Below are 22,159 nucleotides of genomic sequence, written 5' to 3' on the forward strand. Positions count from 1 at the left end.
TGTAGGTGAAATAGGCTCTAGAAGTGTGAATTTTATAGAACCAGAAAACTCATAACTAATGGACCAGTCGATATTATGTATTGTTATCATTGCCTACTTCGCAGAGTGCCCCTTAAGTTCCACTTTAACTTTGTCACTATCCTTAATTTCAGAGTAATATTTTTGGAGAATTTTAAGAACCTCTGGCCTTGAAAAGTTTTCCGGGACATCTTCGTTTTCGCTAAGGAGATGTCTTAATTTTGATCCTGAGAGAAGGAGTCTGTCTTCGTGACTGTGAGGGCAAGTTTTCATGCTGGACATTCCAGCACATTTGTTGCACCAGAAGGTCCAATCAATTTTTAATGGTTTAGTCACTAAATCAGCACCAATATCATCAAATATATTGTGAGCATCAAACGGACCATAATAATCACCAACACCAGCATGATCTCTGCCAACAATTAAGTGAGAGCAGCCATAATTTTGTCTAAATAAGGCGTGTAATAGTGCCTCCCTAGGTCCAGCATATCTCATATCTAATGGGTAGCCTGACTGAAGAACGGTATTTTTGACAAAGTAGTTTTCAATCAATGTTGATATAGCCTTTGATCGAACATCAGCAGGAATATCTCCAGGCTTAAGTTCTCCCAATGTAGAATGAATCATGACACCATCACATATTTCTATCGCAATCTTTGCCAAGTATTCATGAGACCGATGCATAGGATTTCGAGTTTGGAATGCAGCAATGCTTGACCAACCTTTTTCATCAAAATAAGAGCGGGTTTCTGAAGGGGTCATGTAAAGTTCACCGTATTGCTCAGGAAAACCGCCATCAGACAAGACTTTTACTGAGCCAGCTAGATTGTATTTACCCTGAGCCATGACAATTGCCACACCAGGATGGTCGGTATCATTTGTCTTGAAAACTTTCTTACATTCAAGTTCTTTATCGATTGTATATTTTTCTGAGATGAGCATGGTCGCAATAATCTCATTAGTTTTTTCATATACAATCGCAACTTCTTGTCCTACTTTAATATCCTCATCATCTGAAGACAGGGTTATAGGGATAGGCCAAAAAGTGCCATTTTCTAGTGCCATGTTGTGGCAAACACTTAACCAATCCGCCTGATTCATAAAGCCTTCAAGGGGAGTAAATCCTCCTATACCAAACATGATGACATCACCAAATTCTCTAGACGAGCAAATAACCTGAGTTAATGAGCTTGATTTTTTTTGTTCGATTTCTAAGTCATCACCTTCTAGGGCGAGGATTTTGAGTTCATTACTTCCATGAGGTGGAACAAGTTTGGACATATAATTTTTTTTAAGTTTTAATAAATTTTTTAGATTTTTCTATACTCATATACATGAGTTAACGATATGTTATCATAGGTTTAATTGATAGAATAAGTCAATTAAATCTTGATCTAAAAAGTACTATTTTTCTACCAAAAAAAGTATACATGAATTAATATATATGTTTTAATCTTTTTTATTGTGATTGCAACACTCATTATGACTTATATATTAAAAAAATAAAGGTTTATAAGAAATCTAAAAATGATAAAAACTGCTCTAAAAACATCTCTACCAATCCTGTTTGGCTTTGTCCCTCTGGGAATAGCGTTTGGGCTTTTATTTCAAGAATTAAACTACCCTTGGTATTTTGCATCCCTCATGGGAATTGTTGTTTATGCTGGTGCTGCACAGTTTATGGCTATTGGGCTTTTAGCTGCTGGTGTTGGTCTGTTTGAAATGGCAATGTCAACTTTCTTACTTAACTCTAGACATATGTTTTATGGGATCGCTTTTCTTGAAAGCTTTGGTAATTGGAACTTAAGAAAGTTATATATGATTTTTGGACTTACAGATGAAACATATGCACTCATGACTTCTATCAATGTTCCTAAAGGTTTTAATAAAAAAAAGTATTTCTTTTTCATTACTTTATTTGCCCAAATTTACTGGGTTTTAGGCTGCACTATTGGCGCATTATCTTCAGAGATTTTATCTTTCAATACTGAAGGTATGGAGTTTGCAGCTACGGCCTTATTTGTAGTTTTGCTTATCGAACAATGGATCATGGTTAAAAGATTATTGCCTTTTATGATTGGCTTTATAGCCTCTTTTATCGCACTAATGTTTTTTATCGATCACATGCTTATTGTGGCGATTATTATCTCAATTGGATCAATCCTTATATTTCGACTAGTAAACAAATCTCATTATGAATGAAATAGAATATCTTTTGGCTGTGATGTTGGTGATGGCAATCTCAACCTATCTCACAAGGCTTACTCCCTTCTTGATGTTTACCCCTGGAAAAGAGAATGCTAAGCTCAATTTTGTAGCAAAAAATACTCCACCAATGGTAATGATGATTCTTGTCATTTATATGTTGAAAGAGGTTGATTACCTATCGACTGAAATTTTTTATACTTTATTTGCTCTTGCTGTTACTGTAGGTCTTCAAATTTTAAAGAGAAACGCATTATTAAGTATTGTTTCTGGGACTATTGTTTATATGTTTTTTGTTCAAATGTAATATGGACCATAATGAATTAATATATCTTCAGAACTATAAGCTCATAGGAATTACTATATAATCTACCACCCACCGAATATCAACACTTTTTAAGCCGTAACATTTATGATTCAATTAGCAAAAATTTTTCCATTTATAGTTTGGTTTAGGCTGACCACTTTGGAGACAATTAAGGCTGATTTTTTCGCAGGTTTGACTGGTGCGATTATTGTTCTTCCCCAAAGTGTTGCGTTTGCAACAATTGCTGGAATGCCCCCAGAATATGGTCTATATACTGCAATGGTGGTCCCGATTATTGCTGCACTTTTTGGGTCGTCTTTTCATCTTGTCTCTGGCCCAACAACAGCAATCTCAATCGTTGTTTTTGCAGCAGTCAGTAAGTATGCTGAGCCAGGCACTGAAGAGTTTGTTTCATTGGCTTTGACGCTTACTTTTTTAGCAGGTGTCTATCAACTTGTATTCGGTTTGGCTAAATTTGGTCTTTTGATAAACTTTGTTTCTCATAACGTAGTAATTGGATTTACAGCAGGAGCTGCATTACTAATTGCAAGTAGTCAAATTCCATATATTGTCGGAATTGACATAGCTAGAGGGGAAGATTTTATACACACTTGGTTTGATATATATTGGGGTGTTGGTGAGTTCAATATATATTTATTAATTGTTGGGCTAGGAACATTAATGAGTGCAATTTTGGTTAAAATTTTAAGGCCAAAGTATCCCAACCTTTTAATCGGTATGCTTGTTGGTGGTGTTCTTGCATTTTATTTAAGTGGACTGACCGACACGATAAAAACTGTTGGAGCGATGCCTGCTTATTTTCCACCATTATCAACACCAGACTTTTCATTAAATTCATTAAAGGAGCTTGCTCCTGAAGCATTTGCTATAGCACTATTGGGGCTTATTGAGGCATCATCTATTGGAAGGTCAATAGCAACAAAATCAAACCAAAGAATTGATGCTAATCAGGAGTTTGTTGGTCAAGGCGCTTCTAATATTGTTGGAAGTTTTCTTTCCAGCTATGCATCCTCTGGCTCCTTTACCAGGTCAGGTGTAAACTTTGAAGCTGGGGCAAGAACGCCACTATCTGCTATCCTGGCAGCACTTTTTTTAATGGTAATTGTTCTTCTGGTGGCTCCCTTAATTGCCTATTTGCCACTTGCAGCAATGGCAGGAATTATTTTGCTAGTTGCCTACAATCTTGTTGACTTTAAAAATATCAGAAAAACCTTTAAGTATAGCAAGTCGGAAAGTGTGATCTTTACAGCTACATTTCTTGCTACTTTATTGTTTGAGTTAGAGTTTGCAATCTATTTAGGAGTGCTATTATCTTTAATGCTCTTTATTGCCAAAACTTCAACCCCAGATGTTCATACACTTGCATTTGCTACGCCGCCTGGTGAGGGTGATAGGAGACTGCAAAGCATTCGAAAAGCGCCTTTAGTACAGTGTCCACAACTCAAAATCATTCGAATTGATATGTCAATCTATTTTGGATCCATAAATCATATTCAAAAACAGCTCAGCAGAATTGTTGACAACCAAAGAATCTATCATATTTTGATTGTAGCAAGTGGAGTTAACTTTATTGACCTTGCTGGAATTGAGGCACTTTTGAATGAGAACAAGCGTCTTAAAGCTCAAAATGGAAGTCTATATTTTGTTGCCGTTAAGTCGACTGCCTTCGAGTTTATGGAGAAGGTTAACTTTGTCAATGAGATAGGACGTGAGAACTTCTTTGACACTAAATCGGAAGCAATTAAGGTTCTTTATGATAGGCTTGATAAGAGCAAGTGCGAAAAATGTCAAGCGCTTGTTTTTAATGAATGTCACTAAGATGCAAAGATAATTGGAGGCTGGGACCGGAGTCGAACCGGTCTAAAAGGCTTTGCAGGCCCCTGCATAACCGCTTTGCTACCCAGCCATTTTAGCTTTAACTAAAAAAAGCCTGTTTTCTACAGGCCAAAAACGCAGTTAGAATTTGGAGCGGGAAACGAGATTCGAACTCGCGACATTCACGTTGGCAACGTGATGCTCTACCAGCTGAGCTATTCCCGCACAAGGTGAGAAATTATAGTGTTTTTTTTCTAACTGTCAAATGTTTTTATGCCGGCAACAAGATATTTTATACCAGACCATAAAGTGAGAAATGTAGCAAAAAACAACAGTACAAAACCCATTATATTTATCTCTTCTTCTGAAAAAGTGAAGAGTGGTTGATGAATCAGCAGAAAAATTATCGCCACCATTTGAACAAGGGTTTTAGATTTACCAATCCAAGATACTGCAACATTGGCCCTTTGGCCAATCTCGCTCATCCATTCTCTTAAGGCAGAAACAAGAATTTCTCTAGAGATAATAATGACTGAAGGTATTGTTACAAACCACGTGTGATAATAGTCGACTAAAAGAATAAGCGCTGTACAAACTAATAATTTGTCTGCAACCGGATCGAGAAATGCTCCAAGTTTAGAGACCTGATTAAGCCTTCTTGCTAAAAAACCATCTATAAAATCGGTTGCACTTATAAGCACGAATATTGAAACAATTGAGTAATGAACCCAGCTAAGACTATTTTCGGATAGCGACTCTAGAATTTCACCCGGCCTACCTTCTACATAGTCCGGTTGTAAGTAAAATAAACCAATGAAAACTGGAATTAAGCAGATTCTTGATAGGGTGATTAGGTTTGGGAGAGTCATCATAATGTTAATTCTATCAAAGACTCATTGCGTTTAGAATAAACTTTATAAGGTTGGCGCGCTCGGCAGGAGTCGAACCTGCAACCGCTCGGTTCGTAGCCGAGTACTCTATCCAGTTGAGCTACGAGCGCAGCTGCGTAATTATCGCCATGTTTCATCTAAAGGTCAAGAAGAGTTTTCGCTATTTACTAAATTATCAACTAATTCATTTAGCCGCATCATCCTTGATCCTTTAATTAGTATTGTGGAGCCTTGATGATTAGTTTGAATTGACTTAAAAATAGAGTTTATATCTTCAAACTGTTGGCCCTGATATTCTTTAGCGTCTTCTCCAATTGTTAACAGATGATCAATCTTGGATTGACGAACATAGTTACCGATTTCTTGATGCAATTTTTGTGAATCTATACCGAGTTCACCCATAGATCCAAGCACCAAAACTTTCTCCCCAGAAAAATTACCAATACAATCTATTGCAGCCTTCATTGACTCTGGGTTTGCGTTATAGCTATCGTCAAGTATCTTAAAATTCTCAAGTTCAATCAACTCTAGTCGGCCTTTTTCTGGCAGGGTATTTTCAAGGCCTTTTTTAATAACATCTGGCTCAATTCCAAGTGCAATGGCACAAGCAGCAGCAGCCAATGCATTGTCAACCTGATGCAGTCCAATCATAGAAAGATTTACATTCAAAGAAGCATTACTATGGTTAAGATTGAAGTTGATGCGAGATTTGGATCCAGTGATTTCACTTGGATATATCCCGCTACCCTTACCAAAAAAGGTGAGACTCTGGGTGTTAGACATTTCATGCCAGGTTTCTTTGTGCGGAGAGGCAATATTTATTAGGGCTACACCATCTTTAGTTAATGATTCTAATATTTCTCCTTTAGCTTTTACTAGGTTTTCTTCGCTTCCAAATTCACCTAAATGAGCGTTATTCGCATTGGTAATGATTGAAATATTTGGACTCGCAATGGAGCATAATAGTGAGATTTCATGTTGATGATTTGCACCCATCTCAATAATGCAGTACTTGTGCCTCTCTTCCAGCTCAAGGAGTGTTTTTGGAACACCAAGGTGATTGTTAAGATTGCCTTTTGTTGATAGAGTAGGCGCAGCAATCGACAAAATAGAGTTGAGCATATTCTTAGTCGAAGTTTTGCCATTACTTCCCGTGATTGCAATGACAATGGGGGAGTGAGATTGGCGATGCCAGGCCGCAATATCTTGGTAAGCCTTCTCAGTATTTTTGACTTGGATCACAGGTAAGTTTGAATGAATTTTCTTATGAGCAATGATTGCAATTGCGCCTAACTCTTCTGCGTTTTGTGCAAAGGTATGGGCATCAAAATTTGGACCCTCCAGTGCGATGAAAAGTTTCCCATTGATATCTGCCCTGGTATCAGTACAGACCCCATTAAACTCTCTAGCTTCGTTACTATTTAACTTGCCATTTACAACCTCAGCAATTTTTTGGATATTAGTTGAGAGCATTCAATACTTCCTCAATGTCACTAAACTGAAGAGTTTTGGACCCTATAACTTGAGTCGTTTCATGACCTTTACCGGCTACCAGCAGTGCCTCTTCTTCACCAAGTGTCTGGACGGCTGATTTGATTGCATCACCCCGATCTAAGATGACCTGAACATCATTTTCAACTTTTGTTCCTGCCAGAATATCATTCACGATTGACTGAGGGTCCTCACTCCTAGGATTGTCATTAGTTAAGATAATGCTGTCAGCAGTCTCACTCGCTATCTTGCCCATAATCTGTCTTTTGCCTTTATCTCTATCACCACCACAGCCAAATAGGACCCTAATTTTGAATTCTGGGTAGTGTGTCTTAAGTGTAGAAAGGGCATTATCGAGTGCATCTGGCGTATGGGCATAGTCTACCCAAATGTGAGAGTTTTCTAGCTGCTGCATTCTTCCGGGCGGCGGTGAAAGCTCTGCCAGAAAAGGAATAATTTGATCGTCACTGTATCCCAAGCATTTGACACTTTGATAAGCAGCCATCGCATTCGAAAGATTAAACTCTCCAACTAAGGGCAACTCAAAGACGTAATTATTGAGCTGACAAATAAAACCATTCTCACTATTCTTAAAGAATTCTAAATCATCAAGCCCAAACGTTATTGGATTCTTGTCCGAGGCATTATCTAAAAAGTATTGATGGCTTTCATCATCCCGATTAATAATAGCTTTTTTTGAGAAGCCATTCTTAAATAGTTTGACTTTGGCCTCTCGATAATTGTCCATTGTCTCATGGTAATCAAGATGATCTTGAGTCAGGTTAGTAAAAATGCCCTGAATAAATGAAAGCCCCTCAAGTCGATCTTGTATGAGCGCATGAGAAGAGGCCTCAATGATGGCTAGCTTTATTCCCTGATTCCAGTATTCTTCAAGTGAACTGTATATTGAGAAGATGTCTGGCGTTGTATTAACACTCTTCTTATCCACCTTGCTGATTCCCAGAGTTCCGATGACGCCATTATCAACCTCTAAGAAATCTAGTAACTGCGAAATGTAATGACTGACAGAGGTCTTGCCATTTGTTCCAGTAACTGCAATGAGATCAACATTCTTTGCTTGTGTGTAAAAATTTTGAGCAAGCTTAGATAGGTGCGTCTTGAGGTTATCAATGCGTATAGTGGGAACATCACATTCAAAGTCTTTTCCCTCTATTAAAACTGCTACGCAGCCATTCTCAATGGCGCTGTCGATATACTCTACACCATGACTATTCTCACCTTGAAGCGCAATAAATAAATCACCTTTAGAAAGTGTATTCGAATTAAGCGAAATCCCAGAAACGTCGAATATTTCAGCTGTTTGATGAATGCTAGATAAAAGGGTTTTAATGTCCATTGTTATTAAAACCTATTAAGGTAATTTATACTTATTAAAATAATTTTGCTTGAATCAAAGTATGCATGTTGATTGCGCCAACTATATTGTTACTTGAGTCAACAACTGGCAATGAGTTTAAGCTGTATTTCTCCATCAACTTCATTGCGATTAATGCAGGTTCTTGTGGCTCAATGGACTTGCAATCTATGGTCATGACATCTCCAATGGCTACCTTCTGAAAATCGACATTGGACTCCAACGCCCTTCTTAAGTCACCATCTGTAAAGATCCCTATAAGCTTTTCATTTTCAGAAATGAGAACCATTCCAAGCGCCTTTTCACTCATCACTAAAAGGCTATCAATAAGGAGCGTCTCTTTAGAGACCATTGGAATATCTTTCCCTGATTTCATAATGCTGGAAACAAGGGTAAGGAGTCTTCTGCCTAGAGATCCTGAAGGATGAGACATGGCAAAATCTTCTGATGTGAAATTGTTTGAAGAGATAAGCGATACAGCAATGGCATCCCCCATCACCAAGGCAACTGTCGTGCTCGAAGTTGGCGCTAAATTGTGAGGGCACGCTTCCTTATCAACGCTGACATCCAAATGAAAATCACTTGATGAGGCGATTGAAGAGTTAGCATTCCCTGTCATACTGATAATAGGTACATTCATTCTTTTGATGCCTGGGAGCAGTGCAATAATCTCATCTGACTCCCCAGAATAAGAAATCATAATAACAACATCGTCATGACTCACCATCCCAAGATCACCGTGACCAGCTTCTCCTGGGTGTAAGTAGAAAGCAGGAGTCCCTGTAGATGCCAAGGTTGAAGAGATTTTTTTAGCAATATGGCCAGACTTACCCATTCCAATCAGAACAACTTTCCCCATACAGCTTTTGAGAGTATGACAAACGTCGATAAAATTTTGATCAATTCTGTCCTTTAAAAGTAAAACAGAGTCAGACTCAGTTTGAATGACTTCTTTAGCAATATCGATTAATGATTTACCCACAGGCTCAGTAGAATTGGTCTTTGTTATGTATATAGATTATAAATATTATTTAACAAGAATGGGTTATATAATCTCGATATGGAAAATTTTTTATTATTTATATTGTCTGAGCTAAGTTAGTGGAATTAAAAAATAAAGTTCTATTTGTTTGCATGGGTAATATTTGTCGCTCACCTACAGCAGAGGGTGCTTTTAGATCAATTGTTGAAAAAAATACTAAGTCACAATATTTTGAAATAGACTCAGCTGGGACGCATGCATATCATATAGGTAATTCACCTGATCAAAGATCCCAACAAGCTGCGATTAAAAATGGTATTGATTTGTCAAGCCAGAGAGCACGTCAAGTTCATGAGAGTGACTTTTATTACTATGACTTTATTATTGCCATGGATTCTGACAACCTTGGGAGATTGAAATCAATCTGCCCTAAGGATAGTTATTCAAAGATTAAATTAATGTTAGATTATTCTAATGATTACCCTGGCGCTAGTGTTCCTGACCCCTACTATGAAGGGAAATTTGATGAAGTCTTCAAAATGGTCCACTCAGCCTGTTTGTCTTTTTATGAAAGTATCGAAAAAAAGACCAATATTCATTGACATCGTAGATACCACCAAAGTATAATTGCCGGCTTTATTCACCCCAAAGTGGGCGAAAAACTAAATATACATTGGAGTATAAACCTTTATGTCAACGATTAACCAATTGGTACGAAAGCCGAGAAGTAAGAAGATAGTTAAAACTGGTGTTCCTGCATTAGACAGCTGCCCGCAAAAGCGTGGGGTATGCACTCGAGTCTATACTACAACTCCAAAAAAACCAAACTCTGCTCTTAGAAAGGTTGCTCGTGTAAGACTGACTAACTCTGCTGAAGTTACTACTTACATCGGTGGTGAAGGTCACAATCTTCAAGAGCACTCTGTGATTCTTATCCGTGGTGGTCGTGTAAAGGATTTACCTGGTGTTCGTTACCACACTGTTCGTGGTGCACTAGATACAACAGGTGTTGATGGAAGAATGCAAGGCCGTTCAAAATACGGTACTAAGAGACCTAAAAAATAATTTTTAAGAGAATACTAATATGAGAAGAAGAGCCGCACCAAAAAGACAAATATTACCAGATCCTAAGTACGGCGATCTCGTACTAGCTAAATTTGTAAACATTCTGATGCTTGATGGTAAGAAATCAGTTGCAGAAAAGATTGTTTATGATGCATTGGATACAATCGAATCTAAAGGTAACGCTGAGCCAATCGAAACATTTAAAAAGGCATTAGACAATATTGGTCCTCAAGTTGAAATCAAGTCTCGCCGTGTTGGTGGTTCAACTTATCAAGTTCCAGTCGAAGTTAGATCAGATCGTAAGGTCGCTTTGGCAATGCGCTGGATTATAGAAGCCTCAAGAAAACGTGGTGAAAAAGGTATGAAGCTTAGATTAGCTGGAGAGGTTCTTGATGCAGTTCAGAATCGTGGTACTGCATTCAAGAAGAAAGAAGACACTCATAGAATGGCAGAAGCAAACAAAGCTTTTGCTCATTTCCGCTGGTAATTTAAGGAATCAATCATGGCAAGAATCACACCTATTAATCGTTATCGTAATGTCGGAATCATGGCACATATTGATGCCGGAAAGACAACTACAACTGAACGTATTCTTTTATATACAGGTCGTACTCACAAAATTGGTGAGGTTCACGACGGAAGTGCAACAATGGACTGGATGGAGCAGGAGCAAGAAAGAGGGATTACAATTACTTCAGCTGCAACAACATGTTTCTGGAATGGTATGGATGGTCAATTTGATGATCATCGTGTCAATATTATTGATACCCCAGGACACGTGGACTTTACGATTGAAGTCGAAAGGTCACTTAAAGTATTAGACGGCGCTTGCGCCGTTGTTTGTGCGGTTGGCGGAGTAGAGCCTCAATCAGAAACAGTTTGGAGACAAGCTAACAAATATAACGTTCCAAGAATCGGCTTTGTTAATAAGATGGACCGAGCAGGTGCAGATTTCTTGAGAGTTGTTGAACAAGTTAAAACTAGATTAGGTGCTAACCCTGTTCCAATGCAAATTGCTATTGGTGCAGAGGATGCTTTCGAGGGTGTTGTTGACCTTATTAGAATGAAAGCAATTTATTGGAATGAAGCAGACCAAGGAGCTACCTATGAAGTAAAGGATGTACCTGCTGAGCTTCAGGACCTAGCCGATGAGAAGCGTGAATTCATGATTGAATCTGCGGCTGAGGCAACAGAAGAATTAATGGAAAGTTATCTTGAAGAAGGTACTCTGACTGATGACGAAATTAAAGAAGGTATCCGTTTACAAACAATTGCGAATGAAATCATTCCTATGTTTTGTGGTACTGCATTTAAAAACAAAGGCGTTCAGGCTGTTCTAGACGCAATGATTATGTATATGCCTTCTCCGTTAGATGTTGAGCCAATTAGTGGAATCTTAGATGATGCAGCTGAAACTGTTGCGCCAAGAATTCCAACAGATACTGAGCCGTTTGCTGCATTAGCTTTCAAAATTGCGACTGACCCGTTCGTGGGCAACTTAACTTTCTTCAGAGTTTACTCAGGTGTCTTGAAGTCAGGTGATTTTGTATACAACTCATCGAAAGACAAGAAAGAGCGCATCGGTCGTATTGTACAAATGCACTCTAATGACCGTGAAGAGATTAAGGAAGTAAGAGCCGGAGACATCGCAGCTGCGATTGGTCTTAAAGATGTGACTACTGGTGATACATTGTGTGACATGAAGGACAAAATTGTTCTTGAAAGAATGGAATTTCCTGAGCCGGTTATTGCTGTTGCTGTTGAACCTAAAACTAAGGTTGACCAAGAGAAGATGGGTATTGCTCTAGGTAAGCTCGCTAACGAAGATCCATCGTTCAGAGTTTCATCAGATGAAGAGTCTGGCCAAACTATTATTGCTGGTATGGGCGAACTTCACTTAGACATCATCGTTGATCGTATGATGCGTGAGTTTGATGTTGAGTGTAATGTTGGTGCGCCTCAAGTGGCATACCGTGAAACAATTACGACTCTAGTCGAGCACGAACATAAGTTTGCTAAACAGTCTGGTGGTCGTGGTCAGTACGGACATGTCTATCTGCGAATAGAGCCTCAAGAGCCAGGAACTGGCTATGAGTTTGTTGATGAAATTAAAGGTGGTGTTATTCCTAAGGAATATGTTCCAGCGGTCAACAAAGGTGTTCAGGAGCAGATGCAGAATGGTGTTATTGCTGGCTTCCCATTAGTTGACGTTAAGGTAACAGTCTATGACGGCTCATACCATGATGTTGACTCTAATGAAATGGCATTTAAAATTGCTGCTTCAATGTGTATCAGAGAGGGTGTGAAACTTGCTAATCCTCAACTGCTTGAGCCTATGATGAAAGTTGAAGTTTCAACACCTGAAGATTACATGGGTGATGTGATGGGTGATCTCAACCGTCGCAGAGGTATTGTAAGTGCGATGGATGATACGCCTGCTGGAAAGCAAATTAGAGCTGAAGTACCTTTAGCTGAAATGTTTGGCTATGCGACAGACCTTCGTTCTATGTCACAAGGACGTGCAAACTATTCAATGGAGTTTGCTAAATATACTGCGGCTCCAAGAAATGTTGCAGAAGATGTTATTGAAAAATTAAATTCTTAATCGGGGATTAAAAATGGCAAAAGAAAAATTTGAAAGAACCAAACCACACGTAAATGTGGGAACAATTGGTCACGTTGACCATGGTAAAACGACTTTAACTGCAGCCCTTACTAAGGTGATGGCTGAAGCCCGTGGCGGTGAGTTCAAGGATTACGCAGATATTGATAATGCTCCTGAAGAAAGAGAGCGTGGTATCACTATCTCAACAGCACACGTAGAGTATGAGTCAGAAGCTCGTCACTACGCACACGTTGACTGTCCAGGACACGCTGACTATGTAAAGAACATGATTACAGGCGCTGCACAGATGGACGGCGCTATTATTGTAATCGCTGCTACTGATGGACCAATGGCTCAAACACGTGAGCACATTCTATTGTCTCGTCAGGTCGGTGTTCCATATATTGTTGTTTACATGAATAAAGCGGATATGGTTGACGATGAAGAACTCGTTGAACTTGTTGAAATGGAAATCCGTGAGCTTCTAACAGAATATGAATTCCCAGGTGATGACACGCCGGTTGTTTTTGGTTCAGCACTAAAAGCACTCGAGGGTGACACATCAGATATCGGTGTTCCTTCAATCCTGAAGTTGGTTGAAGCGTTAGACACTTATATCCCAACACCAGAGCGTGATACAGATAAGACATTCCTTATGCCAATTGAGGACGTGTTCTCAATCTCAGGTCGTGGAACGGTTGTTACTGGTCGTATCGAGCGCGGCGTTGTAAACGTGGGTGATGAAATCGAAATCGTAGGTATTAAAGACACTCAGTTGACAACTTGTACAGGTGTTGAAATGTTTAGAAAGTTGCTTGACTCAGGTGAAGCAGGTGATAACGTCGGTGTTCTTCTTCGTGGTACCAAGCGTGAAGAAGTTGAGCGTGGTCAAGTACTCGCTAAGAAAGGTACGATCAACCCGCACACTAAGTTTGAAGCTGAAGTCTATATCTTAAGCAAAGAAGAAGGTGGCCGTCATACGCCATTCTTCAACAACTATCGTCCACAGTTCTACTTCAGAACAACAGACGTAACTGGCGCATGTGAATTACCATCAGGTACTGAAATGGTGATGCCAGGCGACAATGTGAAGATGACAGTTGAGTTACTTGCTCCAATTGCAATGGAAGAGGGTTTAAGATTTGCAATTAGAGAAGGCGGACGCACGGTAGGTGCTGGAGTCGTCTCGAAGATAACAAGTTAGTTAAATTAAGACCGTCGAATTATTGTATAATCGACGGTTTTTTCGTTTCGGAAGTTAGATAAGGCAAATAGGCAAATGAGCAATCAAAATATTAGAATTAAATTAAAGGCATTTGATCATCGTTTAATCGATAAATCAGCCGTAGAGATTGTAGAGACAGCTAAGCGCACAGGTGCTAGTGTAAGGGGCCCAATCCCTTTGCCTACAAAGAAAGAACGCTTTACTGTATTGACTTCTCCGCATGTTAACAAAGATGCTAGAGATCAGTACGAGTTAAAAACATATGTTAGGTTGATGGATGTAATCAGTCCAACTGATAAAACCGTAGACGCTTTGATGAAATTAGATCTGGCTGCGGGAGTTGACGTAAAAATTCAACTTAACTAATAGATATAGATAGGATTAAGAAAATGGCAATTGCATTAGTAGGACAAAAAGTAGGAATGACGCGACTTATGGCTGATGATGGTTCAGCAGCATCTGTAAGTGTTATAAAAATAGAACCTAATCGCATAGTGCAGACTAAGTCAGTTGATACTGATGGTTACAATGCAGTGCAAGTGACTACTGGTAGGAAGATGAACAAGAAAGGTGAAGCCAAAATTGGACGCGTCAGTAGTTCTCTTAAGGGTCACTACGCTAAGGCATCTCAAGAAATAGGCCATGGCCTATGGGAGATGAGAGTAAGCGATACTGAAATCTCAGCAATGCCTAATCTTGATATTTCATTTTTTGGTGCAGGACACTTCGTTAATGTTACCGGCCAATCTAAAGGTAAAGGTTTTCAAGGTGGTGTAAAGCGCCATAACTTTAGTATGCAGGATGCAACACACGGTAACTCTATATCTCACCGTGCTATTGGATCTACTGGTCAGTGCCAAGAGCCTGGCCGTGTATTTAAAGGTAAAAAAATGGCGGGTCAAATGGGTAACGCTCAGGTGACTGAAGAGTGCCTTGAGATTTTAAGAGTTGATAGTGATCGTAACTTGTTATTAGTTAAGGGCGCGATTCCAGGGTCAAAAAATGGCTTTGTGAGAGTGTTTTTGTCAGACAAGAAAAATACTGCTAATTCTAAAGTAACCAAAGAGCTTTCAGATAAGTTAGCTAATGAAGCCGCAGAAGCTGAAGCAGCAAAAGCAGAGGTTGAGGCAGCAAAAGCTGCAGCAGAAGCTCCAGTTGAAGAAATGGCTCCAGCAGAAGAAGCGGCTCCAGTAGAGTCGCCAAAAGCAGAGTCAGCTGATGAAGCTGACGAGGGCAAAGATAAAGAAGCTGAAGCTTAAAAAAATAGAATATATATAGGTCTAGTGATGAAAGTAAAAGTATTGAATCTAAAAACAAACAAATCTACTTCACAAGAAGTTTCTGAAGATATTTTTGGCCGTGACTACAATGAGTCACTAGTACATCAAATTACGACTGCTTATATGGCAGGTGGAAGAAGTGGAACGAAGGCGCAAAAAAATCGCTCAGCAGTGAGTGGTGGTGGTAAAAAACCTTGGAAACAAAAAGGTACTGGCCGTGCAAGAGCGGGAACTTCAAGAGGACCGATTTGGAGAAGTGGTGGAGTAACTTTTGCAGCACAGCCACGCAACTATTCTCAAAAAGTAAATAAAAAAATGTACAAGGGTGCAATCAGCGTTATTTTTTCTGAGCTCCTTCGCAATGACCGTTTGAAAGTTGTTTCAGATCTTGAAATTAAAGAGCCTAAAACAAAAAATATTACATCACTTATGAAATCCTTAGATTTAAAGGATGCTCTTTTGATGACAGACGAGTTAGATGAGAACTTATACTTGTCTTCACGTAATTTGTACCATGTCGGCGTTTGTGATACACAAAGCATCGATCCAGTCAGTTTAATTGGTTATGAGAATGTAGTTTTAACTAAAGCTGCGTTAAAGAAAGTTGAGGCAATGTTATGAATCAAGAAAAAGTATTGAGCGTCCTCCTTGGGCCAATCGTTTCTGAAAAAACTACTCTAGCTACGGCTAACAATCAGTACGTTTTTAAAGTTAGAACTGATAGCAATAAAAGAGAAATAAGTGCAGCAGTCGAGGAATTGTTTGGTGTTACTGTTGAAGGCGTTACGACTTCAAATGTAAAAGGAAAAAAGAAAATTTACAGAGGTAAAACTGGACAGCGTGTTAATTGGAAAAAAGCAGTCGTTAGGGTATCTGAAGGTCAGATGATCGACGCTACTGCATCATAGAGAATTTATTATGGCAACAGTTATTAAAAGAAAACCAACTTCACCAGGCAGACGATTTGTTGTAAGTGTTGTTGATAATGACTTGCATAAAGGTAAGCCTTTTGCTGCATTAACAGAAAGTAAAAATAGAATTAATGGCCGTAATAACCGCGGAAAGATTACTGTAAGGCATAGAGGTGGAGGCCATAAGCAAAGATATCGTATTATTGACTTTAAGCGCAATAAGGATGATATTGAAGCAGCAGTTGAAAGAATTGAGTACGATCCAAATCGTAGTGCAAACATCGCTCTAGTCTTATACGCTGATGGTGAGAGACGTTATATTATTGCGCCGAAAGGCGTCAAGTCAGGAGACAAGATCGTCTCTGGAAATTCAGTTGCAATCCAAAAGGGTAACAGTCTTCCTTTGAGCAACATACCTCTAGGTAGTGTTATTCATTGCGTCGAGTTAAAGCCTAAGAAAGGTGCACAGATTGCTAGAAGTGCTGGTACTTCAGTTCAATTGGTTGCGAAGGAAGGTAATTACGTAACAATCAGATTACGTTCTGGTGAGGTTAGAAAAGTTTTGGCTGAGTGTCGTGCGACTCTTGGTGAAGTATCTAAATCAGAGCATAGCTTAAGAAAACTTGGAAAAGCTGGTGCCACTCGTTGGAGAGGAGTTAGGCCTACAGTTCGTGGTGTTGTTATGAACCCTGTCGATCACCCACATGGTGGTGGTGAAGGTAAGACAAGTGGTGGAAGACACCCAGTTTCTCCATGGGGTACACCAACGAAAGGTTACAAAACAAGAACTAATAAACGTACTGACAAGCTTATTGTCCGTAGAAGAAAATAAAGGGTAATTATGGCAAGATCACTTAGAAAAGGTCCATTTGTAGATGAGCATTTAATTCAAAAAGTTTTAAAGGCTCAAGATAGTAATGATAGAAAACCAATTAAAACATGGTCACGCCGTTCAGTAATCGTGCCTGAGATGATTGGTCTTACAATAGCTATTCATAATGGCCGAGTTCATGTTCCTGTTTCGATTAACGAGAATATGATTGGACATAAGTTAGGCGAATTTGCCACAACAAGAACATTTAAAAGTCACTCAGGTGATAGAAAGTAGTTTTAGCAAAGGGTTATAAAAATGAAAGAAGTTAAAGCAATTCATAAGTATGCAAAAATCTCTGCCTTCAAGGTGAGATTAATTGCTGATCAGATCAGAAACAAGCCTGTTGAAGAGGCTTTGAATATTTTGACATTTAGCAATAAAAAAGCAGCAGTCTTAGTCAAGAAGGTTTTAAGTTCTGCAATTTCTAACGCTGAGCATAATGATGGTCTAGATATTGATGAGTTAAAAGTGAGTAGTGTTTTCGTAAACGAGGGCTCTACAATGAAGCGAATTCGTCCAAGAGCAAAAGGAAGAGCGAATCGAATTCTTAAACGAACAAGCCACATTAGTGTTGGCGTAAGCGAGTAAATAATTATGGGTCAAAAAGTAAATCCAATAGGTATTAGATTAGGAATTGTTAAGGATTGGGATTCCAAGTGGTATGCCAGCAGTAAAAACTATTCTGAGTATTTGTTATCTGATATCGCAGTAAGAGACTTTTTATTCAAGGAGTTGACTTCAGCTTCTGTAAGTCGAATTTCAATCGAAAGATTGTCTAATACTGCTAAGGTCATAATTCATACAGCTAGACCTGGAATCGTTATTGGAAAGAAAGGCGCTGATATTGAAAGACTTAAAAATATAGTCTCTGAAAAAATGGGCGTACCTGTCCATATCAGTATTGAAGAAGTTAAGCAGCCTGAGCTTGATGCTCGATTAGTTGCTGAAAATATTGCACAGCAGCTTGAAAAGCGAGTCATGTATAGACGTGCTGTCAAAAGAGTACTGGGTAACGCTACTAGACTTGGAGCACTTGGAATTAAGGTGATGGTTAGTGGTCGATTAAATGGTGCAGAAATTGCTCGTTCAGAGTGGTACCGTGAAGGACGCGTCCCTCTTCATACATTTAGAGCAGACGTCGACTACAGTAGTTTCAGAGCGAACACGCAATATGGCGTTATTGGTATTAAGGTTTGGATTTTCAAGGGCGAAATTCTTGATCATAACAAAGGCACTATTGAAGAAGTTTCAAAACGTGGTGCTACAAAACAAATTGGAAAGAAGTAAAGGAATATAGCAATGTTGCAACCTAAACGTACAAAATATAGAAAGACCATGAAAAGCCGCAATCGCGGTTTGGCAGCTGGTCACAACGTCAGCTTCGGTGAAATTGGCCTTCAGGCCACTGGAAGATGCCGAATGACTGCGAGACAAATTGAAGCTGCGCGTCGTGCAATGACGAGACATGTGAAGCGTCAAGGAAAGATCTGGATTCGTGTTTTCCCTGACAAGCCTATCACTAAGAAGCCATTGGAAGTTCGAATGGGTAAAGGTAAGGGTAGTGTTGAGTATTGGGTCGCACAGGTTAAGCCTGGACAAATGTTATTTGAAATGCAGGGTGTTGATGAGGTTGTTGCTAGGGAAGCTTTTGAGCTTGCTGCAGCGAAACTACCTGTCAAAACAGTGGTAATTAAACGGACAATAATGTAATGGATGTTAAAGAATTAAGAGATCAAGACGTAACTCAGTTAAATGAGCAGCTTATCACCTTGTTAAAGGAGCACTTCGAACTTCGTATGCAAAAAAGCACTTCTCAGTTAACTGATTTATCAAAGCTTAGCAAAACAAAAAAAGCGATTGCCCAAATTAAAACAATTATTAACGAGAAAAGCTCATGAGTGAAACTAATGCAGTAGAAAGAATTCTTACAGGAAAGGTTGTAAGTAATAGTCGCGACAAAACAATCGCTGTTTTAGTTGAGCGTAAGGTGCGTCATCCAATTTATAAAAAGTATATTAAACGCAGTACTAAAGTTCATGCTCATGATGAAAAGAATGAGTGTGGTCTTGGTGATGTCGTTAGAGTTTCTGAATCAAAGCCGTTCTCAAAAACAAAGAACTGGGCCTTGGTAGAAGTTGTTGAAAAATCAGTGAGTATTGATTAAATAGTCGCGCTAAAGAGAGAAAGAATATGATTCAAATGCAAACAAGGTTAAATATAGCTGATAACAGTGGTGGTGTTAAAGCTATGTGTATTAAAGTATTGGGTGGTTCAAAGCGCCGCTATGCAAATATAGGTGACGTCATTAAGGTCAGCATCAAAGAAGCTTCGCCTCGCGGCAAAGTGAAGAAGGGTGATGTCTATGATGCAGTAGTCGTTAGAACTGCTCAGGGTGTTCGCCGTAAAGATGGATCGCGTATTCGTTTTGATAGCAACGCAGTTGTTCTGCTTAATCCAAAATTAGAGCCAATCGGTACTCGTATATTTGGCCCTGTTACGCGAGAATTAAGAGGCGCTCAGTTTATGAAAATTGTTTCACTTGCACCAGAGGTTTTGTGATGATGAAAATTAAACAAAATGATGAAGTTATAGTTATTGCTGGAAAAGATAAAGGATCTATTGGGACAGTGACAAAAGTCCTAGGACCAAAAGTTATTGTTGAAGGTTTTAATTTAGCAAAAAAACATGTTCGTGCTAACCCTCAAGAAGGTATCCAGGGTGGGATCGAAGAGAAAGAAATGCCTTTGAGTATTTCAAACGTTGCAATCTACAACCCAACAACCAAAAAAGCAGATCGCATTGGTGTTAGGGTTAATGATAAAGGCGTTAAAGAGAGATTTTTTAAATCAAGCGGCGAAGCCGTAATTTGATATAACAAATAAATAGGTGATAAGTGTCTAGATTACAAGAACAATATAAAAAAGAAATTCTTCCTAAACTTAAGAAGGAGTTAGGTGTTTCTAATTCAATGTCAGTTCCCAAGATTGAAAAAATTACAATCAATATGGGACTAGGAAGTGCATTAGGAGATAAGAAAGTATTAGAGAGTGCACTGGAAGAGTTAGGTTTGATTTCTTCACAAAAGCCTGTCACTTGTCTTGCTAGAAAATCAGTAGCAAGTTTCAAGTTAAGAGAAGGCAACGCAATTGGATGTAAAGTGACACTAAGAAAAGAGAGAATGTATGAATTTCTAGATCGCTTAGTTAATGTTGCTATACCTCGTATTAGAGATTTCCGTGGTCTAAATGATAAGTCTTTTGATGGTCGCGGTAACTACAACATGGGAATTACAGAGCAGATCGTATTTCCTGAAATTGAGTTTGAAAAGGTAACAAAAGTGCGCGGAATGGATATAGCTATTACTACGAATGCGCAAAATGATGAAGATGCTAAGAAACTATTGGCGATGTTTAATTTCCCATTTAAAGGAGGAAATAATGGCTAAAAAGTCTATGATACATAGAGATGTAAAGCGAGCTAAGTTGGTCGAAAAATATAAAGAGAAACGTCTTGAATTAAAAAAGATAATCAAGAGTATTCATACTTCTGATGAAGATCGTTTTCAGGCAGTGATCAAATTACAATCCCTTCCTAGAGATGCTTCTCCAGTTCGTCAACGTAATCGTTGCGGTCTATCTGGGCGTCCACATGGTTTTTATAGAAAGTTTGGTTTAGCCAAATCACAACTCAGAGAGCGCACCATGAATGGTGAAGTTCCTGGTTTATCTAAAGCTAGCTGGTAGGAGGTTAATATGAGTATGTCTGATCCAATAGCTGATATGTTGACTAGAATTAGAAACGCACAATCAGTAAATAAAGAGCAAGTAAGCATCCCGGCTTCAAATTTAAAGTCTGCTATTGCTAGCGTTATGCAGGACGAAGGTTACATTACTTCTTTTGCAATTGAGGGTGATAAGGCGGCTAACAAAACTTTAGTTATCAAGTTGAAGTACTTTGATAACCAGCCGGTTATCGAGACGCTTGATAGAATTTCAAAGCCAAGCTTAAGACACTATGCGAGTAAAGATGATATGCCAAGCATTATGAATGGACTTGGTATTGTCATTGTTTCTACCCCTAAAGGTGTTATGACAGGCCAAGCTGCCAAAGCTCAAAATATTGGTGGTGAAGTCTTGTGTAGCGTTTCATAATATTGGAGATTAATAATGTCTAGAATTGCAAAAGCACCAATTACAATCCCAGAAGGCGTGAATATTACTCATGCTGATGGTGTAATGTCCGTTAAAGGGAAGCTTGGTGAAATGACAATGCATGTCAATTCTCTCGTTCAAGTATCTAATAATGATAATGTGCTAACTTTTGAGCCAAACCAGGTCAGTAAAAAATTAGAAAAAAGTGCATGGGCTCAAGCGGGAACAGTGAGAGCAAATACAGCTAACTTGATCAAAGGTGTTACAGATGGTTGGGAGAAAAAACTCACTTTAATTGGAGTTGGTTATCGTGCTAAAGCGCAAGGTAAAGTTTTGAACTTGACTCTTGGTTTTTCGCATCCCGTTAATTATCAGTTACCAGAAGGAATCTCTGTTGAGACGCCTACGCAAACTGAAGTCGTTGTGAAAGGAATTGATAAGCAGAAAGTGGGTCAAGCTGCTGCAGAAATAAGAGCATTTCGTCCACCAGAGCCATACAAAGGTAAGGGTGTTCGTTATTCAGATGAGCAGGTTGTTCGCAAAGCTGCTAAGAAAAAATAATTGATAGAAGGTAGTTAAATGAAATTATCAAAAAAAGATGCTCGCATAAGAAGAGCAACAAAATTTAGAGCTAAACATGCTGAAAGAGATCTAGAGCGTTTGTGCGTTTATAAATCTTCGCAGCATATTTATGCGCAAATTATCAGTAGTTGTGGAACGAAGACATTAGCTTCTGCATCAAGCGTTTCGTCCAAGATGAAAAATGGCGGTAATGTGGATGCGGCATCTAAGGTCGGAGATTTAATAGCAAAAGCTGCTAAAAAAGCTAAAGTTTCTAAGGTCGCATTTGATCGTTCAGGTTTCAAATACCACGGTCGCGTGAAAGCACTTGCTGATGCAGCAAGGGAAGGCGGATTAGATTTTTAATTAAGAGAACTTAAGGT

At 39.0% G+C, this 22,159-nt stretch carries 31 protein-coding genes and 3 tRNA genes; 26 read left to right on the forward strand and 8 right to left on the reverse strand.

The features are described 5' to 3' along the window. Positions 1-93: 93 nt before the first annotated feature. Positions 94-1,299, reverse strand: a complete 1,206-nt coding sequence (gene sat / locus W908_RS01280) for a sulfate adenylyltransferase (RefSeq protein ID WP_053819637.1) — start codon at positions 1,297-1,299, stop codon at positions 94-96. Between the two features lie 246 nt (positions 1,300-1,545). Here sat and W908_RS01285 point away from each other — a divergent pair, with 246 nt between their 5' ends. From W908_RS01285 to W908_RS01295, 3 genes are all read left to right on the forward strand, one after another. Next, on the forward strand, positions 1,546-2,220 hold the full coding sequence (locus W908_RS01285; RefSeq protein ID WP_053819638.1) for an AzlC family ABC transporter permease: 675 nt from the start codon (positions 1,546-1,548) through the stop codon (positions 2,218-2,220). After that, positions 2,213-2,530, forward strand: coding sequence for a branched-chain amino acid transporter permease (locus W908_RS01290; protein WP_053819639.1), 318 nt, complete (start codon positions 2,213-2,215; stop codon positions 2,528-2,530). Before W908_RS01285 ends, W908_RS01290 begins: the two co-directional genes overlap by 8 nt. 105 nt (positions 2,531-2,635) lie before the next feature. Then, positions 2,636-4,369: a SulP family inorganic anion transporter gene (locus W908_RS01295; RefSeq protein ID WP_020023499.1), complete on the forward strand. Its 1,734-nt coding sequence runs from the start codon at positions 2,636-2,638 to the stop codon at positions 4,367-4,369. Between the two features lie 14 nt (positions 4,370-4,383). On the opposite strand, the gene W908_RS01300 is transcribed toward W908_RS01295, so the two are convergent. The 7 genes from W908_RS01300 to W908_RS01330 all read right to left on the reverse strand — a co-directional run bounded on the left by W908_RS01300 (position 4,384) and on the right by W908_RS01330 (position 8,981). Next, positions 4,384-4,457, reverse strand: a tRNA-Cys gene (locus W908_RS01300). A 58-nt stretch (positions 4,458-4,515) separates the two neighbouring features. Next, positions 4,516-4,591, reverse strand: a tRNA-Gly gene (locus W908_RS01305). Positions 4,592-4,620: 29 nt separating this feature from the next. After that, positions 4,621-5,235, reverse strand: coding sequence for a CDP-diacylglycerol--glycerol-3-phosphate 3-phosphatidyltransferase (gene pgsA / locus W908_RS01310; protein WP_236849172.1), 615 nt, complete (start codon positions 5,233-5,235; stop codon positions 4,621-4,623). A gap of 54 nt (positions 5,236-5,289) precedes the next feature. Further along, positions 5,290-5,366 (reverse strand) — tRNA-Arg (locus tag W908_RS01315). A 34-nt stretch (positions 5,367-5,400) separates the two neighbouring features. After that, the gene (locus W908_RS01320) at positions 5,401-6,729 is read right to left on the reverse strand and encodes a UDP-N-acetylmuramoyl-tripeptide--D-alanyl-D-alanine ligase (protein ID WP_053819641.1); all 1,329 of its coding nucleotides are present in this window, start codon (positions 6,727-6,729) and stop codon (positions 5,401-5,403) included. Beyond that, positions 6,716-8,104 carry a UDP-N-acetylmuramoyl-L-alanyl-D-glutamate--2,6-diaminopimelate ligase gene (locus W908_RS01325; protein ID WP_053819642.1) on the reverse strand — a complete coding sequence of 463 codons (1,389 nt, stop codon included), beginning with the start codon at positions 8,102-8,104 and terminating at the stop codon, positions 6,716-6,718. Before W908_RS01325 ends, W908_RS01320 begins: the two co-directional genes overlap by 14 nt. A gap of 34 nt (positions 8,105-8,138) precedes the next feature. Further along, the gene (locus tag W908_RS01330; RefSeq protein WP_417903551.1) at positions 8,139-8,981 is read right to left on the reverse strand and encodes a KpsF/GutQ family sugar-phosphate isomerase; all 843 of its coding nucleotides are present in this window, start codon (positions 8,979-8,981) and stop codon (positions 8,139-8,141) included. Positions 8,982-9,223: 242 nt separating this feature from the next. Between W908_RS01330 and W908_RS01335 the strand changes: the two genes are divergently transcribed. The 23 genes from W908_RS01335 to rplR all read left to right on the forward strand — a co-directional run bounded on the left by W908_RS01335 (position 9,224) and on the right by rplR (position 22,142). Beyond that, a complete protein-coding gene (locus W908_RS01335; RefSeq protein ID WP_053819644.1) occupies positions 9,224-9,706 on the forward strand; it encodes a low molecular weight protein-tyrosine-phosphatase in 483 nt (160 codons plus the stop codon). A gap of 88 nt (positions 9,707-9,794) precedes the next feature. Continuing rightward, entirely contained in the window at positions 9,795-10,169 is a 375-nt protein-coding gene (gene rpsL, locus W908_RS01340; RefSeq protein WP_020025197.1) for a 30S ribosomal protein S12, read from the forward strand. 19 nt (positions 10,170-10,188) lie between these two features. Next, a complete protein-coding gene (gene rpsG, locus W908_RS01345; RefSeq protein ID WP_020025196.1) occupies positions 10,189-10,656 on the forward strand; it encodes a 30S ribosomal protein S7 in 468 nt (155 codons plus the stop codon). Positions 10,657-10,671: 15 nt separating this feature from the next. Further along, positions 10,672-12,774, forward strand: a complete 2,103-nt coding sequence (fusA, locus tag W908_RS01350) for an elongation factor G (protein ID WP_053819645.1) — start codon at positions 10,672-10,674, stop codon at positions 12,772-12,774. Positions 12,775-12,787: 13 nt separating this feature from the next. Continuing rightward, positions 12,788-13,978 (forward strand): elongation factor Tu, encoded by a 1,191-nt coding sequence (gene tuf / locus W908_RS01355; RefSeq protein ID WP_020026356.1) that lies wholly within the window; start codon positions 12,788-12,790, stop codon positions 13,976-13,978. A 75-nt stretch (positions 13,979-14,053) separates the two neighbouring features. Next, a complete protein-coding gene (gene rpsJ / locus W908_RS01360; protein WP_020026353.1) occupies positions 14,054-14,365 on the forward strand; it encodes a 30S ribosomal protein S10 in 312 nt (103 codons plus the stop codon). A gap of 23 nt (positions 14,366-14,388) precedes the next feature. Continuing rightward, complete coding sequence (rplC, locus tag W908_RS01365; protein WP_053819646.1) at positions 14,389-15,258, forward strand: 50S ribosomal protein L3; 870 nt, start codon at positions 14,389-14,391, stop codon at positions 15,256-15,258. Between the two features lie 27 nt (positions 15,259-15,285). After that, positions 15,286-15,900 (forward strand): 50S ribosomal protein L4, encoded by a 615-nt coding sequence (gene rplD, locus W908_RS01370; protein WP_020025140.1) that lies wholly within the window; start codon positions 15,286-15,288, stop codon positions 15,898-15,900. Then, the gene (gene rplW, locus W908_RS01375) at positions 15,897-16,187 is read left to right on the forward strand and encodes a 50S ribosomal protein L23 (protein WP_020025141.1); all 291 of its coding nucleotides are present in this window, start codon (positions 15,897-15,899) and stop codon (positions 16,185-16,187) included. The genes rplD and rplW overlap by 4 nt, the downstream gene beginning before the upstream one ends. A 10-nt stretch (positions 16,188-16,197) precedes the next feature. Further along, the gene (rplB, locus tag W908_RS01380; protein ID WP_053819647.1) at positions 16,198-17,022 is read left to right on the forward strand and encodes a 50S ribosomal protein L2; all 825 of its coding nucleotides are present in this window, start codon (positions 16,198-16,200) and stop codon (positions 17,020-17,022) included. 9 nt (positions 17,023-17,031) lie between these two features. Then, entirely contained in the window at positions 17,032-17,298 is a 267-nt protein-coding gene (gene rpsS, locus W908_RS01385) for a 30S ribosomal protein S19 (protein ID WP_020025143.1), read from the forward strand. Positions 17,299-17,319: 21 nt separating this feature from the next. After that, on the forward strand, positions 17,320-17,652 hold the full coding sequence (rplV, locus tag W908_RS01390; protein ID WP_020025144.1) for a 50S ribosomal protein L22: 333 nt from the start codon (positions 17,320-17,322) through the stop codon (positions 17,650-17,652). Positions 17,653-17,658: 6 nt separating this feature from the next. Next, positions 17,659-18,351 carry a 30S ribosomal protein S3 gene (gene rpsC / locus W908_RS01395; protein WP_020025145.1) on the forward strand — a complete coding sequence of 231 codons (693 nt, stop codon included), beginning with the start codon at positions 17,659-17,661 and terminating at the stop codon, positions 18,349-18,351. Positions 18,352-18,363: 12 nt separating this feature from the next. Continuing rightward, a complete protein-coding gene (rplP, locus tag W908_RS01400; protein ID WP_053819648.1) occupies positions 18,364-18,774 on the forward strand; it encodes a 50S ribosomal protein L16 in 411 nt (136 codons plus the stop codon). Continuing rightward, positions 18,774-18,962 carry a 50S ribosomal protein L29 gene (gene rpmC / locus W908_RS01405; protein ID WP_020026349.1) on the forward strand — a complete coding sequence of 63 codons (189 nt, stop codon included), beginning with the start codon at positions 18,774-18,776 and terminating at the stop codon, positions 18,960-18,962. Before rplP ends, rpmC begins: the two co-directional genes overlap by 1 nt. Further along, positions 18,959-19,228 carry a 30S ribosomal protein S17 gene (gene rpsQ, locus W908_RS01410; protein ID WP_020025148.1) on the forward strand — a complete coding sequence of 90 codons (270 nt, stop codon included), beginning with the start codon at positions 18,959-18,961 and terminating at the stop codon, positions 19,226-19,228. The genes rpmC and rpsQ overlap by 4 nt, the downstream gene beginning before the upstream one ends. A 26-nt stretch (positions 19,229-19,254) precedes the next feature. Continuing rightward, entirely contained in the window at positions 19,255-19,623 is a 369-nt protein-coding gene (gene rplN, locus W908_RS01415; RefSeq protein WP_020025149.1) for a 50S ribosomal protein L14, read from the forward strand. Beyond that, entirely contained in the window at positions 19,623-19,934 is a 312-nt protein-coding gene (gene rplX, locus W908_RS01420) for a 50S ribosomal protein L24 (RefSeq protein ID WP_053819649.1), read from the forward strand. The genes rplN and rplX overlap by 1 nt, the downstream gene beginning before the upstream one ends. Positions 19,935-19,957: 23 nt before the next feature. After that, on the forward strand, positions 19,958-20,509 hold the full coding sequence (gene rplE, locus W908_RS01425) for a 50S ribosomal protein L5 (RefSeq protein WP_020025151.1): 552 nt from the start codon (positions 19,958-19,960) through the stop codon (positions 20,507-20,509). Continuing rightward, positions 20,502-20,807, forward strand: a complete 306-nt coding sequence (gene rpsN / locus W908_RS01430) for a 30S ribosomal protein S14 (protein ID WP_020025152.1) — start codon at positions 20,502-20,504, stop codon at positions 20,805-20,807. The genes rplE and rpsN overlap by 8 nt, the downstream gene beginning before the upstream one ends. 9 nt (positions 20,808-20,816) lie before the next feature. Next, positions 20,817-21,215, forward strand: a complete 399-nt coding sequence (rpsH, locus tag W908_RS01435) for a 30S ribosomal protein S8 (RefSeq protein WP_020025153.1) — start codon at positions 20,817-20,819, stop codon at positions 21,213-21,215. A 15-nt stretch (positions 21,216-21,230) separates the two neighbouring features. Next, complete coding sequence (gene rplF / locus W908_RS01440) at positions 21,231-21,776, forward strand: 50S ribosomal protein L6 (RefSeq protein ID WP_020025154.1); 546 nt, start codon at positions 21,231-21,233, stop codon at positions 21,774-21,776. A gap of 18 nt (positions 21,777-21,794) precedes the next feature. After that, a complete protein-coding gene (rplR, locus tag W908_RS01445) occupies positions 21,795-22,142 on the forward strand; it encodes a 50S ribosomal protein L18 (RefSeq protein WP_020025155.1) in 348 nt (115 codons plus the stop codon). The last annotated feature ends 17 nt before the right edge of the window (positions 22,143-22,159 follow it).

The sequence above is a fragment of the Candidatus Pseudothioglobus singularis PS1 genome, assembly GCF_001281385.1.
Taxonomy (GTDB): Bacteria; Pseudomonadota; Gammaproteobacteria; order PS1; family Pseudothioglobaceae; genus Pseudothioglobus; species Pseudothioglobus singularis.

What these genes read in the sequence shown, in the direction of transcription:
- W908_RS01320 (WP_053819641.1), bottom strand. Translation starts at nt 6,729, where the DNA reads ATGCTCTCAACTAATATCCAAAAAATTGCTGAGGTTGTAAATGGCAAG.
- rplX (WP_053819649.1), top strand. Translation starts at nt 19,623, where the DNA reads ATGATGAAAATTAAACAAAATGATGAAGTTATAGTTATTGCTGGAAAA.
- rpmC (WP_020026349.1), top strand. Translation starts at nt 18,774, where the DNA reads ATGGATGTTAAAGAATTAAGAGATCAAGACGTAACTCAGTTAAATGAG.
- rplC (WP_053819646.1), top strand. Translation starts at nt 14,389, where the DNA reads ATGGCAATTGCATTAGTAGGACAAAAAGTAGGAATGACGCGACTTATG.
- fusA (WP_053819645.1), top strand. Translation starts at nt 10,672, where the DNA reads ATGGCAAGAATCACACCTATTAATCGTTATCGTAATGTCGGAATCATG.
- tuf (WP_020026356.1), top strand. Translation starts at nt 12,788, where the DNA reads ATGGCAAAAGAAAAATTTGAAAGAACCAAACCACACGTAAATGTGGGA.
- rplP (WP_053819648.1), top strand. Translation starts at nt 18,364, where the DNA reads ATGTTGCAACCTAAACGTACAAAATATAGAAAGACCATGAAAAGCCGC.
- rpsG (WP_020025196.1), top strand. Translation starts at nt 10,189, where the DNA reads ATGAGAAGAAGAGCCGCACCAAAAAGACAAATATTACCAGATCCTAAG.
- sat (WP_053819637.1), bottom strand. Translation starts at nt 1,299, where the DNA reads ATGTCCAAACTTGTTCCACCTCATGGAAGTAATGAACTCAAAATCCTC.
- rpsJ (WP_020026353.1), top strand. Translation starts at nt 14,054, where the DNA reads ATGAGCAATCAAAATATTAGAATTAAATTAAAGGCATTTGATCATCGT.
- rplW (WP_020025141.1), top strand. Translation starts at nt 15,897, where the DNA reads ATGAATCAAGAAAAAGTATTGAGCGTCCTCCTTGGGCCAATCGTTTCT.
- rplB (WP_053819647.1), top strand. Translation starts at nt 16,198, where the DNA reads ATGGCAACAGTTATTAAAAGAAAACCAACTTCACCAGGCAGACGATTT.
- W908_RS01285 (WP_053819638.1), top strand. Translation starts at nt 1,546, where the DNA reads ATGATAAAAACTGCTCTAAAAACATCTCTACCAATCCTGTTTGGCTTT.
- W908_RS01325 (WP_053819642.1), bottom strand. Translation starts at nt 8,104, where the DNA reads ATGGACATTAAAACCCTTTTATCTAGCATTCATCAAACAGCTGAAATA.
- rplV (WP_020025144.1), top strand. Translation starts at nt 17,320, where the DNA reads ATGAAAGAAGTTAAAGCAATTCATAAGTATGCAAAAATCTCTGCCTTC.
- rpsH (WP_020025153.1), top strand. Translation starts at nt 20,817, where the DNA reads ATGAGTATGTCTGATCCAATAGCTGATATGTTGACTAGAATTAGAAAC.
- pgsA (WP_236849172.1), bottom strand. Translation starts at nt 5,235, where the DNA reads ATGACTCTCCCAAACCTAATCACCCTATCAAGAATCTGCTTAATTCCA.
- rpsC (WP_020025145.1), top strand. Translation starts at nt 17,659, where the DNA reads ATGGGTCAAAAAGTAAATCCAATAGGTATTAGATTAGGAATTGTTAAG.
- rplR (WP_020025155.1), top strand. Translation starts at nt 21,795, where the DNA reads ATGAAATTATCAAAAAAAGATGCTCGCATAAGAAGAGCAACAAAATTT.
- rplD (WP_020025140.1), top strand. Translation starts at nt 15,286, where the DNA reads ATGAAAGTAAAAGTATTGAATCTAAAAACAAACAAATCTACTTCACAA.
- rpsQ (WP_020025148.1), top strand. Translation starts at nt 18,959, where the DNA reads ATGAGTGAAACTAATGCAGTAGAAAGAATTCTTACAGGAAAGGTTGTA.
- rplF (WP_020025154.1), top strand. Translation starts at nt 21,231, where the DNA reads ATGTCTAGAATTGCAAAAGCACCAATTACAATCCCAGAAGGCGTGAAT.
- rplN (WP_020025149.1), top strand. Translation starts at nt 19,255, where the DNA reads ATGATTCAAATGCAAACAAGGTTAAATATAGCTGATAACAGTGGTGGT.
- rpsS (WP_020025143.1), top strand. Translation starts at nt 17,032, where the DNA reads ATGGCAAGATCACTTAGAAAAGGTCCATTTGTAGATGAGCATTTAATT.
- W908_RS01330 (WP_417903551.1), bottom strand. Translation starts at nt 8,981, where the DNA reads ATGGGGAAAGTTGTTCTGATTGGAATGGGTAAGTCTGGCCATATTGCT.
- rpsN (WP_020025152.1), top strand. Translation starts at nt 20,502, where the DNA reads ATGGCTAAAAAGTCTATGATACATAGAGATGTAAAGCGAGCTAAGTTG.
- rpsL (WP_020025197.1), top strand. Translation starts at nt 9,795, where the DNA reads ATGTCAACGATTAACCAATTGGTACGAAAGCCGAGAAGTAAGAAGATA.
- W908_RS01290 (WP_053819639.1), top strand. Translation starts at nt 2,213, where the DNA reads ATGAATGAAATAGAATATCTTTTGGCTGTGATGTTGGTGATGGCAATC.
- W908_RS01295 (WP_020023499.1), top strand. Translation starts at nt 2,636, where the DNA reads ATGATTCAATTAGCAAAAATTTTTCCATTTATAGTTTGGTTTAGGCTG.